Annotated in this window: 13 protein-coding genes and 1 tRNA gene; 1 reads left to right on the forward strand and 13 read right to left on the reverse strand. The window is 41.1% G+C overall.

Features of this window, described 5'->3' with window-relative positions:
• Positions 1 to 7 precede the first annotated feature (7 nt).
• From ACOAOT_RS16570 to ACOAOT_RS16630, 13 genes are all read right to left on the reverse strand, one after another.
• Positions 8 to 1,165: a murein hydrolase activator EnvC family protein gene (locus tag ACOAOT_RS16570; protein ID WP_420219440.1), complete on the reverse strand. Its 1,158-nt coding sequence runs from the start codon at positions 1,163 to 1,165 to the stop codon at positions 8 to 10.
• Positions 1,166 to 1,222: 57 nt separating this feature from the next.
• Positions 1,223 to 2,131, reverse strand: coding sequence for a permease-like cell division protein FtsX (gene ftsX, locus ACOAOT_RS16575; RefSeq protein ID WP_104439750.1), 909 nt, complete (start codon positions 2,129 to 2,131; stop codon positions 1,223 to 1,225).
• Positions 2,121 to 2,807 (reverse strand): cell division ATP-binding protein FtsE, encoded by a 687-nt coding sequence (ftsE, locus tag ACOAOT_RS16580; protein ID WP_104439749.1) that lies wholly within the window; start codon positions 2,805 to 2,807, stop codon positions 2,121 to 2,123. Before ftsE ends, ftsX begins: the two co-directional genes overlap by 11 nt.
• Positions 2,808 to 3,048: 241 nt before the next feature.
• Positions 3,049 to 4,137 (reverse strand): PucR family transcriptional regulator, encoded by a 1,089-nt coding sequence (locus ACOAOT_RS16585; protein ID WP_277408972.1) that lies wholly within the window; start codon positions 4,135 to 4,137, stop codon positions 3,049 to 3,051.
• Positions 4,138 to 4,238: 101 nt separating this feature from the next.
• Complete coding sequence (locus ACOAOT_RS16590; protein ID WP_420218007.1) at positions 4,239 to 5,351, reverse strand: ABC transporter ATP-binding protein; 1,113 nt, start codon at positions 5,349 to 5,351, stop codon at positions 4,239 to 4,241.
• A gap of 321 nt (positions 5,352 to 5,672) precedes the next feature.
• Positions 5,673 to 6,257 carry a class I SAM-dependent methyltransferase gene (locus tag ACOAOT_RS16595; protein ID WP_420218008.1) on the reverse strand — a complete coding sequence of 195 codons (585 nt, stop codon included), beginning with the start codon at positions 6,255 to 6,257 and terminating at the stop codon, positions 5,673 to 5,675.
• Positions 6,258 to 6,285: 28 nt separating this feature from the next.
• The gene (locus ACOAOT_RS16600; protein WP_420218009.1) at positions 6,286 to 7,125 is read right to left on the reverse strand and encodes a CvfB family protein; all 840 of its coding nucleotides are present in this window, start codon (positions 7,123 to 7,125) and stop codon (positions 6,286 to 6,288) included.
• Position 7,126: 1 nt separating this feature from the next.
• Entirely contained in the window at positions 7,127 to 7,852 is a 726-nt protein-coding gene (locus tag ACOAOT_RS16605) for an acyl-[acyl-carrier-protein] thioesterase (RefSeq protein ID WP_420218010.1), read from the reverse strand.
• Positions 7,853 to 8,046: 194 nt separating this feature from the next.
• Positions 8,047 to 8,119: transfer RNA gene (locus tag ACOAOT_RS16610), tRNA-Gln, on the reverse strand.
• Between the two features lie 163 nt (positions 8,120 to 8,282).
• A complete protein-coding gene (locus ACOAOT_RS16615) occupies positions 8,283 to 9,992 on the reverse strand; it encodes a glycoside hydrolase family 2 protein (protein ID WP_420218011.1) in 1,710 nt (569 codons plus the stop codon).
• A 13-nt stretch (positions 9,993 to 10,005) separates the two neighbouring features.
• Entirely contained in the window at positions 10,006 to 10,851 is an 846-nt protein-coding gene (locus tag ACOAOT_RS16620) for a carbohydrate ABC transporter permease (protein WP_104439742.1), read from the reverse strand.
• Between the two features lie 5 nt (positions 10,852 to 10,856).
• Positions 10,857 to 11,768, reverse strand: coding sequence for a carbohydrate ABC transporter permease (locus tag ACOAOT_RS16625; RefSeq protein WP_420218013.1), 912 nt, complete (start codon positions 11,766 to 11,768; stop codon positions 10,857 to 10,859).
• A 78-nt stretch (positions 11,769 to 11,846) separates the two neighbouring features.
• A complete protein-coding gene (locus tag ACOAOT_RS16630) occupies positions 11,847 to 13,217 on the reverse strand; it encodes an ABC transporter substrate-binding protein (protein ID WP_420218014.1) in 1,371 nt (456 codons plus the stop codon).
• A 211-nt stretch (positions 13,218 to 13,428) separates the two neighbouring features.
• Between ACOAOT_RS16630 and ACOAOT_RS16635 the strand changes: the two genes are divergently transcribed.
• Positions 13,429 to 15,201, forward strand: a complete 1,773-nt coding sequence (locus ACOAOT_RS16635; protein ID WP_420218015.1) for a sensor histidine kinase — start codon at positions 13,429 to 13,431, stop codon at positions 15,199 to 15,201.
• The last annotated feature ends 2 nt before the right edge of the window (positions 15,202 to 15,203 follow it).

The raw sequence follows: 15,203 nt of genomic DNA on the forward strand, positions 1-15,203 counted from the left end.
TAGCTCATTATGGGCTTACATACTTCACTGGATTTACATAACTTCCATTCACTCTGATCCCAAAGTGGAGATGCGGTCCTGTGGAATACCCGGTAGAACCCACTTTTGCAATTAACTGTCCCTGCGACACTTCCTGCCCCGCTGAAACCAGGAGTTCGGAACAGTGCATATAAACAGTATAGACTCCCCCGCCATGATGAATCATGATATAATTGCCGGCAGAATAACTGTATGTAGAAATCGTTACAGTCCCGGAAGCTGCTGCTACAATACCCGCACCGGTTGATGCTCCGATGTCTATGCCCTGATGATTGGAAGAGGCTCCTTCGGTTGGAGATTCTCTGTCACCGAAAGAAGAAGTGATCCTTGAAGATGACGGACTGGGCCATATAAAGCTAATATTCCCGATTGCCACCGTATTATACGTTTTTCCAGCCTTCTGGGCAGCTTTCCGTGCTTCTTCCTCTTGTTTTCGTATCTGTGCTTCCATTTCTTTGATACGCTGTTCCTGAGCTTTTATATCCTTTTCCAGTTCAGATAGATTTTCCTGGTTCTTGGCTATCCTGGTCTGATATGACGCAAGTTCCTGATTTTTTGCCTGTAAGAGTCCCTCAGCCTCCTGCTTTTTGTCTCTGGCAGCAGTCTGGAATCCAAGCAGATTCTCATATTCTGCCTTTAACAGAGCTTCTCTCTGACTGACCTCTTCTTTGGTTCTTTTATAATCCTCCAGCATTCTTCTATCATATGCAGCAATGCTTCTGATATATTCCGCCCGGTTATAAAGCTGGGTGAGATCGGCGGACTTAAACAGCAAGTCCAGATAATTCGTCTCACCCTTTTCATACATATATTGAATTCTGAGTTTCATATTCCGGTATTGATGTTCCTGAGCCTTTTTTGCGGTCTCAAGATCTGCTTTGGCAGCTTTTATCTGCTCTTCTTTCGCTGAGATCTGGGCGGTGAGTGCCGTCAGCTGCTTATTATAAACAGCCAGTTTGTCATCCAGACCTTTCACATAAGATGCAGTATCCGCTTTCAGACCTTCCAGCTCTTTTAAAGCTGATTCCACTTCCTTTTTTTGATCCTCCATGGAACTGGCCTTTTTCTTTGCATCATTTACATCATTCTTTGTACCATAGGAGGGAAATATACATGATACGGTCATCAAAAGACCGATTCCCACTGCAAACAGTCTTTTTCCATGATTCACGGACGACTCCCCTTATACTTTTAAATGCTTCCGGATTGTAAAGAAACTGACAAAAAATCCAATTCCAAGTCCCAGTGACATAGCCGTTGCGGCCATGTAAGGAAATATGGCATCAACAGGAAGAAACTGAAACAATCCGGAAAGAATGCTGAACTTAGTCACTACATATCCAACTGCTGAACGGTAGAGAAAATAAATGGCGATCAGGGGAAGAGAGGCACCTACCAGTCCGATAATGACTCCTTCTACCACAAAGGGTGCTCTGATCATATAATTGGTCGCACCGATCAGCTTCATAATCTGATTCTCATTTTTCCGAAAAGCTGCTGCTACGGAAATTGTATTGCTGATTAAGAAAATAGCCACAGCCAGAAGAATACCGATGATCAGCATAGAAAGGATTCCTATCACTTTATTTAAGCTGTTCATACCTTCTGCCGCTGTCTTGGAATAATTAACTTTTCTAACTCCCTCTATTCCATTTAACCAGGATACAAGCTCATCCTGCTGGGTTAAATCATTTAGAAATATTGAATAGGAAGAAGAATTGGCAAGGGGGTTGTCCTCTTCAAATCCTTCTGCAAGATCCTGCATATCACCGAAGTACTCTTTCTTTGCTTCTGACCATGCGTCCTCAGCAGAGGTGAATTTTACTTCTTTTACTTCTTTTCGTTGTTTAATCTCATTGCCAATCTCAGTGATCTTGTTCTTATCAAGACCCTCATTAAAAAATACTGTGATTCCTACTGTACTCTCCGTATTTTTCACTACATACTGTACATTTACCATGATAGAGAAGAACAGACAAAAAAGGAAAATGCATGCGGATACTGTTGCAATGGAGGCCAGTGAAAATAATATGTTTCTGCAGATGTTTATTACACCTTGTTTCAGACAATACCAAAATGTACTAATTCTCATACGTATAACCGCCTTTTTTCTCATCGCTTACGATGGTTCCGCGATCCATCATAATTACCCGCTTCTTCATACGGTCTACAATCTCCTGGCTATGGGTAACCACAATTACGGTAGTACCCAGCTTGTTGATCTCCTCTAAAAGCTTCATGATCTCCATGGAGTTGTGGCCGTCTAAGTTGCCGGTTGGTTCGTCGGCAAGAAGAATTTCAGGTTTGTTAATGAGCGCTCTTGCAATCGCCACTCGCTGCTGCTCCCCACCGGAAAGCTGCTGCGGGAAAAATTTATATTTGGAAGACAGGCCTACCATCTTTAACATGGCTGGCACTGATTCTTTTATGCTTCTTGTGGATGCCCCAATGACGCGCTGCGCAAATGCAACGTTTTCATACACATTACGGTCTTTTAACAGGCGGAAATCCTGAAAAACCATGCCAAGCTTTCGACGGTACCTGGGGATGAACCGCCTTGGCATCTTGCCTAAATTCATATCATTTACTATAATCTTACCAGAGGTGGGTTCCACTTCTTTTAACAGCATCTTCAGCAGAGTGGATTTTCCGGAGCCGCTTCTGCCGATGATGAAAACAAATTCACCGTCCGCTACCGTCATATTGATGTTACGCAGTGCCTTGTTTCCCGCCTCGTATGTTTTACTTACGTTCCATAATTCAATCATTTTAGTCCTCTGAGTAATTTTGCATAGCGTGATTTTCTTTGATATATACGTGAGACAGTAGGTTTATGAAACCTCGAGTGTGAAGATCGCGACTCCGCAGTGGAACCTCGATTACGCTTCGCTTCATCTCGGTTTACGGGCTTCGCCCTATGAAAAGAGTCAGCAATACAGATGCTTTTGTGCAAGCACAACGCATCTGTATTACTGCCTCTTTTCACACTGCTCATTGCCAGCGCTAACATTAATAGTCCTGGTTCTCCATATACTTCATATACTTTACTACCATCAGTGCAATCTTAAACGTAATTGCATCCTCAAACACCCGAAGATCCAGTCCGGTACTCTTCTGCAGCTTATCCAAACGATATACTAACGTATTTCTATGAATATAAAGCTGTCTGGAAGTCTCGGAAACATTCAGGCTGTTCTCGAAAAATTTGTTGATGGTGGTCAGGGTCTCTTCGTCGAAATCATCTGGTGATTTGCCGTCAAAGATCTCTTTAATAAACATACGGCATAAAGGCAGCGGAAGCTGATAAATCAGACGTCCGATTCCAAGCTTGCTGTAAGCTACCACATTCTTATTACTATAGAAGATCTTACCTACATCCATTGCCATCTTGGCTTCTTTATAAGATCTGGATACTTCCTTGATCTCACTTACAATGGTACCAAATGCTACATGAACCTGAGTCATCGCCTCTGTATTCAGCATGTCCAGAACCGTATTGGCGGTTTTCTCCAGATCCTCATAGTTCTCGCCGTCTTTTACCTCTTTAACAAGAATGATATTCTTTTCGTCTACGGCAGTTACAAAATCTTTTGTCTTTGCTGCAAATAAATTGCGTACGGTCTCCAGCGCATTCACATCTTTTTCGTGCTGTGTTTCAATAATAAATACAACACGTCTGATATTGGTTTCAATGTGAAGTTTCTTTGCCCGGTTATAGATATCTACCAGAAGCAGGTTATCTAATAAAAGATTTTTAATAAAATTATCCTTATCAAATCTCTCTTTATAAGCAACTAAAAGACTCTGGATCTGGAAAGATGCTAATTTGCCTACCATATATACATCATCACTTCCGCCTTTTGCAAGGAGGATGTATTCTAACTGATGTTCGTCGAAGACTTTAAAAAATTGATATCCCTGGATTACCTGACTGTCGGCTGGAGAATCCACGAACGCCAGGATCGAACTTTCGTAATCTTCCGCATCAGGAAATGTGGTAGCCAAAACCTTTCCTTCTGTATCGCAAATACACAGATCTATTCTTGTTATTCCTTTTAATCCTTCAATGGTTGTTTGAAGTATTTGATTCGAAATCATGGCATAATCTCCTTTTTCGTAAATTTACCTTATTCTATATTAATGCAAAAAGAAAAAAAAAGCAAGCGAGTATCATACTCGCTTGCATAAAATTTCACTAATTAGTTTAATACAACTAATTCTGTATCCTTGTCAAATACATGAACTTTTGTTAAATCAAGAGCAAGCTTGATTGTATCGCCAGGTCTTGCAGTTGTACGAGGATTTACTCTTGCAGTAAAGTTTACTTCTTCTACATCGAAGTATAAGTATACTTCTGCTCCAAGTAATTCGTAAACTCTGATGGTTGCATCGATTACGCTTGCAGGAGAAGACTCAAGGAATGCTTCCTCATCATGAAGATCTTCTGGACGAATACCTAAAACTACAGTCTTTCCAATATATCCGCCATCTTCCAGTTTCTTTGCTTTCTCAGCTGGAAGAGCGATTGTGTTTCCACCAAATGTTAAAGTTACATCGCTTCCGTTCTTAGCAACAGTAGCTTCAATTAAGTTCATCTGAGGAGCTCCGATGAATCCTGCTACGAATTTGTTGCCTGGCTTATCATATAAGTTCTGAGGAGAATCAACCTGCTGAATAACACCATCTTTCATAACTACAATTCTGGTACCAAGTGTCATAGCCTCTGTCTGATCATGTGTTACATAAACCATGGTAGCTTCAAGTCTCTGATGTAATTTAGAGATCTCAATACGCATCTGACCTCTCAGCTTTGCATCAAGGTTGGATAACGGCTCATCCATTAAGAATACTTTTGGATTACGAACAATGGCACGTCCCATAGCTACACGCTGTCTCTGTCCACCAGATAAAGCCTTTGGTTTACGATCTAATAAATGTTCCAGGTCAAGGATTCTTGCAGCTTCATGAACCAGCTTATCAATCTCATCCTTTGGAGTCTTTCTCAGTTTCAGACCAAACGCCATGTTATCATATACAGTCATATGTGGATACAAAGCGTAGTTCTGGAATACCATCGCGATATCTCTATCCTTAGGTTCTACATCGTTCATTAACTTTCCATCGATGTAAAGTTCGCCAGAGGAAATGTCTTCCAAACCAGCAATCATACGAAGAGTTGTAGATTTACCGCATCCAGATGGTCCTACAAAAATAACAAATTCTTTGTCTGCAATCTCCAGATTGAAATCCTTAACTGCCTCAAATCCATTGGGATATCTTTTAACGATGTTTTTCAGTGATAAACTAGCCATTTACTAATCCTCCTAAAAATAAAATATATATTCTCTGTTCTGAACTACAAGCCCCCACAGCTGCAGCTCCCTGTTTCTGAAACAATCATACATGAATTGTTTTTTTTTTACCATATTCTTATTTACCAAAATCCATTTGGGGCTTTTGGCTAATTTGTATAACCATTGAAAAAACTGACTGAAACGTCAAAATATCAAGAGACAGGCTCGTACATTTCTGTCTATATTCGATACCCTGTGACTATTTTGCCTCTTATTTGGTTATATATTACAAGGCGATGTCGTTATTTTCGACACCGCCTTGTAATATTTTAAATATTTTTATTTCTTTTTCGCAAGAACGTTCAGCCATCTTACGTCAGAATGACCAGAACGAATATCTTCGGTCTCCCACAGCTTTAAAATTTCAAATCTGCCGTTTTCTCTTAAGAGCTGGGAAATAGAGTCTGTGGTAAAGTCACTGAAATACCGTTCGCCACGGAACCCCTCAAAATCTCCCAGTTTAAAAGACATATATAGAATACCCTTCTCATTTAAGGCCCTTGCTATCTTTGTAAGAATGCCTGACAGTTCCTTTTTCGGAGTATGAAGCAGTGATGCACACGCCCAGATTCCATCGAATACGTCGTCAAAATCTATCTGCTCAAATGTCATCTGTAGTACATCAAGACCAGTGTGAATTTCCGCCAGCTTACACATCTCAGAAGATGCATCAAGGGGTGTCACATCATATCCCAGTTCATATAGAGTAAGGCTGTCTCTTCCTGAGCCGCAGCCCAAATCCAGAATCGTATCGCCCTCCTCCAGATAATTTAAAAATTCTCTCATGATTTCTGACATATCCTGATTTACTGTTTCTTCAAATTCCTTTGCCGCATACTTATTATAATAGTCTATCGAGTCCAAAATAATCCTCCTGTTATCCGCTTACCCGCTAATTAATTACTTCAATTTTGTTTTCTGTTATCTTAACTTTACCTTCTTTAAGAAGATGTCCCACTGCACGTTTAAAAGCATTCTTGCTCATGGAAAATTCCCGCTTGATCATCTCCGGATCAGCTTTGTCAGTAAATGGCAGACTTCCTGAAAACTGATCTTCAATGATTTCAAGAACCTTTAGTGAATCCGCATCCATCTGAATATATGCTTTCTGCCTTGGACTTAAATCCAGTTTTCCATCTTCTCTTACCTTAGTGACCCTTGCTGTAATCTCATCACCTTCCCTGTATTTCTCAAAAAGCTCCTTTTTGGGAATCAGTCCATAATATTTTTTATCTACTGCAACAAATGCACCCAGCGTATCGCTGAATTCATAGATAATCCCTGTAACCTGATCATCCTTTTTATAAGGAGACTGATTGCTCATATGGGCATAAACCCGCATGGTTGCAGCCAGCCGCTTACTTTTATCAATGTACAAAGTAACAAGAACATTTTCACCGGTTCTTACTTTATATGTCTGCTCTTTATATGGCAGGAGCAGATCCTTCTCCAGTCCCATGTCCAGAAATGCGCCGATCTTTCCTACTTCCTTCACTTTCAGAACTTCGGTCTCACCAACTAAAAGCTTGGGAACTGCAGTCGTCGCAATCAACCGGTCTTCTGAATCCTTGTAGATAAAAACCGTAATCTCATCTCCCTGCCCCGTTCCTTCAGGAACCTGTTTCTTTGGAAGCAGTACAGATACTTCACTGCCGGCATCTTCTCCTAAATACACGCCGAACTCCTTTACCCTCTGGACTGTGAGGGTCTGCATCTTACCTAATTCAATCATCTTATATCCTCTCTGTTGTTCCACGCAGCCAAATGACTGCGTAAGCTGCCCCCTGTTCATCACACAGAGAAACAACGTATCCTTCCTCTGTCTTACTGACTCTGGGATAGACTGCATCTCCGAAGACTGCTGCCTTTTTATATTCCACTCTCAGTTCCGACACTTCCATTCCATCTGGAAGCACTTCCCTGGCAATCTCCACATATTTGGAATTATTCACATGGTGGTTGGTATCAATGTGATGCCTTTCCACGGTAACAGGAGCTGAAGCTTCATATTGATCAGGAACTTCAATTCTACGGGGAGCATACTCCATTTCAAGAGGTTTCTCCCATGTGGTTCCATAACCGCTGATATCATCTGCCTCAATTTTTGCAGGCCGTCCTTTCTCCGTATCAAACAAAAACCATACGGAATTGGCTCTTACCAGATAATTGCCCTCCTGATCGCATACAGTAAAATTACGGTATCCGTAAAATCCTTTAAAATCATAGGGCCAGGTGTTGATCGTGATTTTTTCACCAAGAGTCGGATAACGATCCACAACAATCTGCCAGGATGATAACCACCATACTTTGTGCCTATCGTTAAAATATGCCACTCCCAGCCCATTATCCTCAGATTGAAAAGTGGAACAATCCTGCAGATAATTCATAATACCGGTTAATGAAAGTTTTCCATATTCATCTGTCTCACTATATCGTACTCTGCTGCCGAATGTATACATTTAAATTTTCTCCTCAAAATTATATAACATTATAAAGCATTTTTTAACGATTGTCCAGATAAAAGCGCAACATGCTGCACCTCATTTCCCTTAAAAATCCAGAAAGGATTATCTTTTAACATAGATTTAACAGTTCGTCCAAATATAGATCAATTACACAAAAAAACGGGACCATATCAGGTCCCGCTCAGAAGCTGGGCTACAAGGATTCGAACCTTGAAAATGACGGAGTCAGAGTCCGTTGCCTTACCATTTGGCGATAGCCCATTAACACAACAAAAGGAATTATACAAGATATCTTTTAAATAGTCAAGTTTTTTTTGATTTTTTAGTTAAAAATTTTACCAGCTGACTTTGATAGCGGTATACTTATGGATAACAGCTCAGCCGGCCTGGCTGAACTGCTCCTTTGAGACACACTGTCCCATACTTACTCGTAGCTTTTCTTTCCAAATATCCGTTTCAGTTCTTCCATGGGTAGTTTTGGTGTTCTGTCTTCCCTTAACAGCCCGTTTGTTTCCTGCATCACATCCGTCAGCTGGGTATAACAAAAACCGGAAAATTTTCTGCTTTTAATAAGAAAGTCAGTAACCGGCTCAAGGCGCTTTAGAAACTCCTCCTGGCTTCCAGCTTTATTGTAATAACCCCAGCCCTCCGTTTCTGAAGTAAATGCGATACCGCCATACTCTGTCATCAGAACAGGCTGTCCCCCATAGTTCTGACCATCAGCCAGAGCCATACGACGTTCTGCATGTCCATTCATGATATCTTCCATAGATTCATATTTTCCTGTATTTTCAGGCATCAGTTCATAATCATGCAATGCCAGTATATCCGTGTTCTCAGTCTGTTCCCAGCCGTCATTTCCGCTCACCAGTCTGGTTCTGTCCAATGCTTTGGCCTGATAATACAGCATATTAGCCAGGCTCTGCTGACTGCTGTCCGTTCTGATATTTCTCATTCCCCAGCTTTCATTGACAGTAACCCACGTAATAATGGATGGATGATTATAATCCCGTTCAATAAATTCAGTTAGTTCTGCAGAGGTGTTTTTTAAAGTGCTGTCTGTACACTTATAACAGCTTGGCATTTCCCCCCATACAAGAAATCCCAGCCTGTCCGCCCAGTAATAATATCTGGGATCCTCAATTTTCTGATGCTTTCTTGCACCATTAAATCCCATTTGTTTTGCAAGTATGATATCTTTTTTAATGGATTCCTCATCTGGAGGCGTAAGAAGGCTCTGTTTCCAGTATCCCTGATCCAAAACCAGCCTCTGGTATAATACCTCACCGTTCAAAAGAATTCTTCCATTAGAGATACAGACAGACCGGAGTCCGAAATATCCTGACACCTTATCATTCAGAAGCATTGCCTCCATCCCAATCAAATTGGGCTTTTCCAGTGTCCAGATCATCTCTTCCCTGCGCACATCTAAGTCAGGTAAGGCCAGAATGCCTTTTCCATACCCATTTTCGCAGACCACATTCAGACTTCCAAGATCCATCTCAGTCCCACCCTCTGCCGGAAGACTGCTAAACGAAATTTCTGCCTTCAGCTTATCCATAGAAGAAATAAAAATTTCACATAGAACTTCATTCCGTTCCAGATCGGGAGTCGCTTTTATTCGTTTTATATAGGTTTTTCCTGCATACTCCAGCCACACACTCTGCCATATTCCTGTAGTTGGCGTGTACCAGCATGCAAAGTTTTCTCCTGTCCAGGTCTGTTTTCCTCTGGGCTTATCCTCATCGCTATAATCCATTACTTTAACGGTTATAACATTTTTTCCTTCCAAAACCAGTCCCGTAATGTCAGCCTCAAAGGGAGTATGACCGCCTCTGTGACCTGCCGCATACATCTGATTGACATAAACCTCAGCCTCATAATCCACAGCTCCAAATTTTAAAAGCAGGCTTTTATCCATTAATCTGCTTTTCTCAACATCAAATTCTTTCCGATACCAGACAACATGGTGAACCTCTGTATTACAGATTCCGCTCATTTCCGACTGATAGCAGAACGGAACCTTGATTTTTTTATCAAATACCGGTTCATCAAACGAAAACTCCCACTCTCCATTGAGATCCGTCCATTCTTCCCTCGCAAAATCAGGTCTTGGAACATTTTTATTTATCATGATTCTTCTCCTTTTATCCCTTTAAACCCGATGTACTGATGCCCTCCACCAGATATTTCTGCAGGCAGATAAAAATAATCACTGCCGGTAAAATGGACAGGCTTGCCATTGCAAACATGGCTCCGTAATCCGAAGAAGATCCCGGATCGGAAAAAAGTTTAAGGGCAAGACTGACCGGATACCTTGCGGATTCGTTGATATAAAGCAGGGCTGACAGGAAGTCATCCCATCTCCACATAAAGGAAAATATGCTGGCAGTAATTAACGCCGGTGTGATAAGGGGCATGATAATCCTGGAAAATATGCTGTAATAGGAGCAGCCGTCGATCTTAGCTGCCTCATCAAGCTCCCTTGGTATGCCATCAATAAAATTAATCATCAGGTAAACAAAGAAACCCTGAATTGCAAAACAGTAGGGAAGAATCAGTGGTTTATAGCTTCCTACCCAGCCTAATTTCTGATACCATAAATATTGGGGAATCATAAGCACCTGTGCCGGAAGCATCATGGATACCAGCATTGCTGCAAACAGAATTTTTCTACCGAAAAATCTGCATCTTGCAAGTCCGTAAGCTACCAGAGCGGAAGAAAAAACAGTTCCTAATGTTGCTGTGATGGCTATGAAAAAAGAATTCTTAAAAAAAACTGCAAACGAGATTTTTGCGAATCCCTTCCAGCCGTTTGTATAATTGGTAAATACAAATTTTTCCGGAATCAGCTGGCCCGCTGTTAAAAAAATGGTATTTGATTCCTTAAATGAACTCATAAACATCCAAAACAGAGGATAAATCATTACAAGTCCCAGGCTGCACACAATTACATGGTATAAAATCTTACCTGCTTTTTTTCTGGTCATCATCTGCCTCACACTCCTTCTGTATAAACCCAGAATCTTTTTGTTGCAAACAGTATCACTGTTATCACGCAGATCAAAAGCAGCATTACCCATGCCAGAGCTGCACCGTATCCGGTGTTATAAAACTCAAAAGATTGCTGATACATATAAACGGTATAAAATAAGGTGGAGTTAAGGGGTTTTCCCTGGGTAATAATAAAGCATTGGGTAAATGCAAGAAAACCGTTAATCATCTGCATAACCAGATTAAAGAAAATAGTGGGCGTCAGCAGAGGCAGTGTAATCTTGAAAAACTGGGAAAATTTATTGGCTCCGTCTACCCGGGAAGCTTCATAAAGCGATACCGGAATCTGCTTTAAAGATGATAGAAAAATCAGCATGGAAGAACCAAACTGCCAGATTGCCAGTATTATAAGTGTCCAGATTGCCGTTTTATTATTTCCAAGCCATGGAAAATTAGTGTGTATTCCTAAAATACCCAGAAGCAGATTCACTACACCATCAGTTGCAAACATCCGTTTCCATAATATGGAGACTGCCACAGATCCTCCGATAATGGACGGAAGATAGTAAAATGCCCGGTAAAAGCCGGTTGCCTTTGATGATTTCAGCAGAAGCAGGGCTACCATAAGCGCAAAGATCAGACGCAGAGGAACCGATACAAAGGCAAAATAAAACGTGACTCCTATGGTTTTATAAAACACATTGTCATCAGTAAACATTTTTATGTAATTATTTAAACCTGTGAAAACAGGCGGAGACAAAATATTATAATCACATAAAGAATAGTAAAAGGAAATTCCCATAGGTACAACCATAAACAGCAGAAATCCAACAATAAAAGGAAGGCTGAATACCACTCCCGCTGTGCTTTCTTTGTTCAGGAAATGTCTGAGTCCTGCACCTAACGTATCTTTCATAGACATCCTCCATTCATAGATAACCGTCTTCTTGATTAAACAGGGGCAAAGCTGTCTCTGCCCCCGTATTCTGATTCATTATTTCTTGCTCATAATTTCATTTGCCCCGTTATAGAATTCTTTGGCGGCTGTTTCGGCATCATATACACTATAACAAACCTGTTCCTGTACCTGGTTTAACAGATTTGAGACCTCGCTGGCACCATCTGGCTGGGGCGGATTAATGGGGGAACAATTTGGAGTAACTACTTCATTAACATAATGAATGACTTTCTGTTCCACTTCACTCATCTTTGGTGACAGTTCACCGGCAATCTTACTGGAAGCCGGAACTCCCCGTTCACCCAGTAAAATATTATTTGCATCGGAGGAATTGGTCAAAAAGTTAATTACCTTTACTGCTTCTTCCGGATTCTTTGAATGAGCTCCTACAGAAAAGAACTGGCTGGATTTTAAATAACCAGACTTTTTCGGATCAGCTGAAGGCCAGGTAGTGATACCAATCTCCATGCCTTCCGGAGCCGCTTTTTGCATTGCAGTCAGCTGGTTTGAATTATAAAAAGCGCACCAGGACATGGTTTCAGGACTGGAACCGTAAACCAGAGGCTCCTGCTCCACGGAACCGATGGAAAGCTCAGCAAATACGCCTGGATCTATAAACCACCCTTCTTTGATACCTGTTTCATACATCTGGAAAAATGGAAGATAATCTTTTTCCTCTCCGCCCATCTTTTTATCCCCATAGAGAACAACATCATTTCCTCTCATGAAATAATCCAGAAACGCACCTGCATTGTAATAGGCAATGTTTGTTTTATACCCGGTCTTCTTATAAACCTCACGGCATAAATCAATAAATTCATCGGTTGTCATATAGTCCTTGACCACAATACCATTTTTATCTAAAAGTGTCTTATTATACAGCAGTGATGGTGCATTAATTCCTGCACAGACCGCATACACGCCTCCGTTCACCGTACCGCTTGCCATGGTATTATCAGAAATATTTGAGACATCCAACGTGCCATCTTTTATATAGGGTGTCAAATCCACCAGAAGACCGTTTTTTACATACTGGTCAATAAATGAATAATCCATCTGAACAATATCAGGGATCGCCTGACCTGCTGCAGATGTGGCCAGTTTATTCCAGTAATCAGACCACTCAGAGAACTGACCCTCTATTACTGTTCCAGGATTCTGCTCGGTATACAAATCAAGTGCTGCCTGTGTTTTCTCATTTCTGACCTGATTTCCCCACCAACTCATGGTTAGCTTCAGTTTTCCACTTTCATCCCCCACTGCTGCCTTTGTGGTTTCTGCTGTAGACCCCGCTGCTGTAGATCCCGCCGCTGTATCTGCAGTAGTGGCTGTACCACTGCTTCCGCATCCGGAAAGGGACGCTAATGCAATAACTGACGCAATAAGTAACGCAATTTTTTTCTTCATATAACCTTCCTCCAATCATTTTTTCGTATATCAGGCGTTTTTCATTATACTTCCCCCTCTAATCCCAGTAAATGATTAAAACCGGCTTCCAGGTTGAAAAAACCGTGTTGTGTGTATAATTTGAATAGTTCTTTGTGCTAACCGGTTGTATTGGCAAAATGTTTTATATATAATTTAGCTGTCATTACTACAGACCCGAAAGGCGGTTTTTATGAAGCATTTTATAAGAAATCTCTCTTTAAAAAAGAAGATTCATTCCATTGTATTTTTTTGCATTATCCTTCTGGCTTTGGCCTCTCTTTTTAGTATTCAGCTGATTACAAAGGCCAATCAAAAGGTGCTTTATCAGTCTGTGGCTTCCTCTTTATCTTATACTGGCAAAGAGTTAAATAACCGGCTGGATAATATATCTACAATGGCGGATATGTTTCTGGCTGATACCAATATACAGAACGGACTTGGTATATTAAAAGATTCCACTAGCATCCAGGACCGTTCCATTGCATACAAATCACTCTACGGCGTTTTAAATGAATATTATTTTACCTTCCGCAAAAATAACATTAACTTTATGAGTCTCTATCAGGACCGGTATTCCATCCATACTCATATTGCAGCTGGAAAAACACTTCCGGAATCCGTGGTTGAGGATCTGGTCACAAGAGCCGAGGACGCCAGAGGACGAACCATCTGGATTACCGACTACAGCGATCAATATGGTTTATTTATGGTCAAGCATTTGCTGCGCACAGAATATCTGACTCTTGATCCGCTGGGAACACTGATTGTAAGCATCAACGTAGACGGACTCGTTAATGCTGCCACTAACACCAGTCATTTTAATGATGACACCGGCTATATTCTTTCCAGTCAGGAGAACTTAATCTATAATTCCTCCAGTATAAAGACTGACCATAAAACTCTTTTTGGAACATATTTCCATTCCAGATATGGACTTGTAAATAAAGATGGGAACAGTTTCTTTTACGTCAAAGGAATCATACCGGAATATGGCTGGGATTATGTCTGTCTGATACCCTATGGCAGCATTGCAAATTCTCTCCGAACAAGCCTGGAAGTATGCCTGATTATTATTGCTGTCTCCATTGGACTGGCTATCCTGATGTCCTCTTCATTAATCGACTCAATCACCAGACATTTTGATAATCTCATTATAAAAATGGAACGCTTTGCAGCAGGGCAGACTGAAATACCCCAGGTTTCCTATGATTACAGCAAACGCACTGATGAATTAGGAATTCTGCACTCCTGCTTTGACCAGATGGTGGATAAAGTAAATCAGCTGATTAAAACAAATTACCTGAATAAAATACTGATAAAGGAAGCCCAGCTAAAAGCGCTGGAGACACAGATGAATCCTCACTTTTTATACAATACCCTAGAATCAATTAACTGGAGGGCAAAAACAGTTGGTGCAAAAGATATCTCTTCCATGACAGAATCTCTGGGAACTCTCCTTCGCATCACACTGGACCAGAAAAGTAAGCAGGTACCTTTAAGCAGGGAACTTGAGCTGGTGCAATGTTATATGACCATTCAGAAGTACCGGTATGAGGACCGGCTGGAATATGAAATATCTGCCCCTGAAAATTTGGTTGGTTGTTATGTGTTAAAACTGACCCTCCAGCCCCTGGTGGAAAATGCAATCCGTTATGGACTGGAAGAAAATACAGAAGGATGCCGGATTTTAATTACAGCTGAAGCAGACGGTACTTCCCTCATTGTCACAGTCAGAAATAACAGCTCCGCTTTTGAAGAAGACCTGATAAACAAATTGAAAAACCGGGAAGCTAAACCTCATGGTTTTGGAATCGGCCTGTTAAATATATCGGAGCGAATGAAGCTTACTTACGGAGAACACTACGGCCTTACCCTCTATAATGAGGATGACCAGGCCGTCGCACAGCTTTCTTTTCCTCTGAGCCGGACTCCTAAAGACATTTTTGATACGAAAGGAGAATAATC

The organism is Lacrimispora struthionigena (assembly GCF_048627165.1).
GTDB lineage: Bacteria > Bacillota > Clostridia > Lachnospirales > Lachnospiraceae > Lacrimispora.

Coding starts and splice junctions, on each gene's coding strand:
- ACOAOT_RS16570 (WP_420219440.1), bottom strand. CDS start 1,165: ATGACCGTATCATGTATATTTCCCTCCTATGGTACAAAGAATGATGTA.
- ftsX (WP_104439750.1), bottom strand. CDS start 2,131: ATGAGAATTAGTACATTTTGGTATTGTCTGAAACAAGGTGTAATAAAC.
- ftsE (WP_104439749.1), bottom strand. CDS start 2,807: ATGATTGAATTATGGAACGTAAGTAAAACATACGAGGCGGGAAACAAG.
- ACOAOT_RS16585 (WP_277408972.1), bottom strand. CDS start 4,137: ATGATTTCGAATCAAATACTTCAAACAACCATTGAAGGATTAAAAGGA.
- ACOAOT_RS16590 (WP_420218007.1), bottom strand. CDS start 5,351: ATGGCTAGTTTATCACTGAAAAACATCGTTAAAAGATATCCCAATGGA.
- ACOAOT_RS16600 (WP_420218009.1), bottom strand. CDS start 7,125: ATGATTGAATTAGGTAAGATGCAGACCCTCACAGTCCAGAGGGTAAAG.
- ACOAOT_RS16605 (WP_420218010.1), bottom strand. CDS start 7,852: ATGTATACATTCGGCAGCAGAGTACGATATAGTGAGACAGATGAATAT.
- ACOAOT_RS16615 (WP_420218011.1), bottom strand. CDS start 9,992: ATGATAAATAAAAATGTTCCAAGACCTGATTTTGCGAGGGAAGAATGG.
- ACOAOT_RS16620 (WP_104439742.1), bottom strand. CDS start 10,851: ATGATGACCAGAAAAAAAGCAGGTAAGATTTTATACCATGTAATTGTG.
- ACOAOT_RS16625 (WP_420218013.1), bottom strand. CDS start 11,768: ATGAAAGATACGTTAGGTGCAGGACTCAGACATTTCCTGAACAAAGAA.
- ACOAOT_RS16630 (WP_420218014.1), bottom strand. CDS start 13,217: ATGAAGAAAAAAATTGCGTTACTTATTGCGTCAGTTATTGCATTAGCG.
- ACOAOT_RS16635 (WP_420218015.1), top strand. CDS start 13,429: ATGAAGCATTTTATAAGAAATCTCTCTTTAAAAAAGAAGATTCATTCC.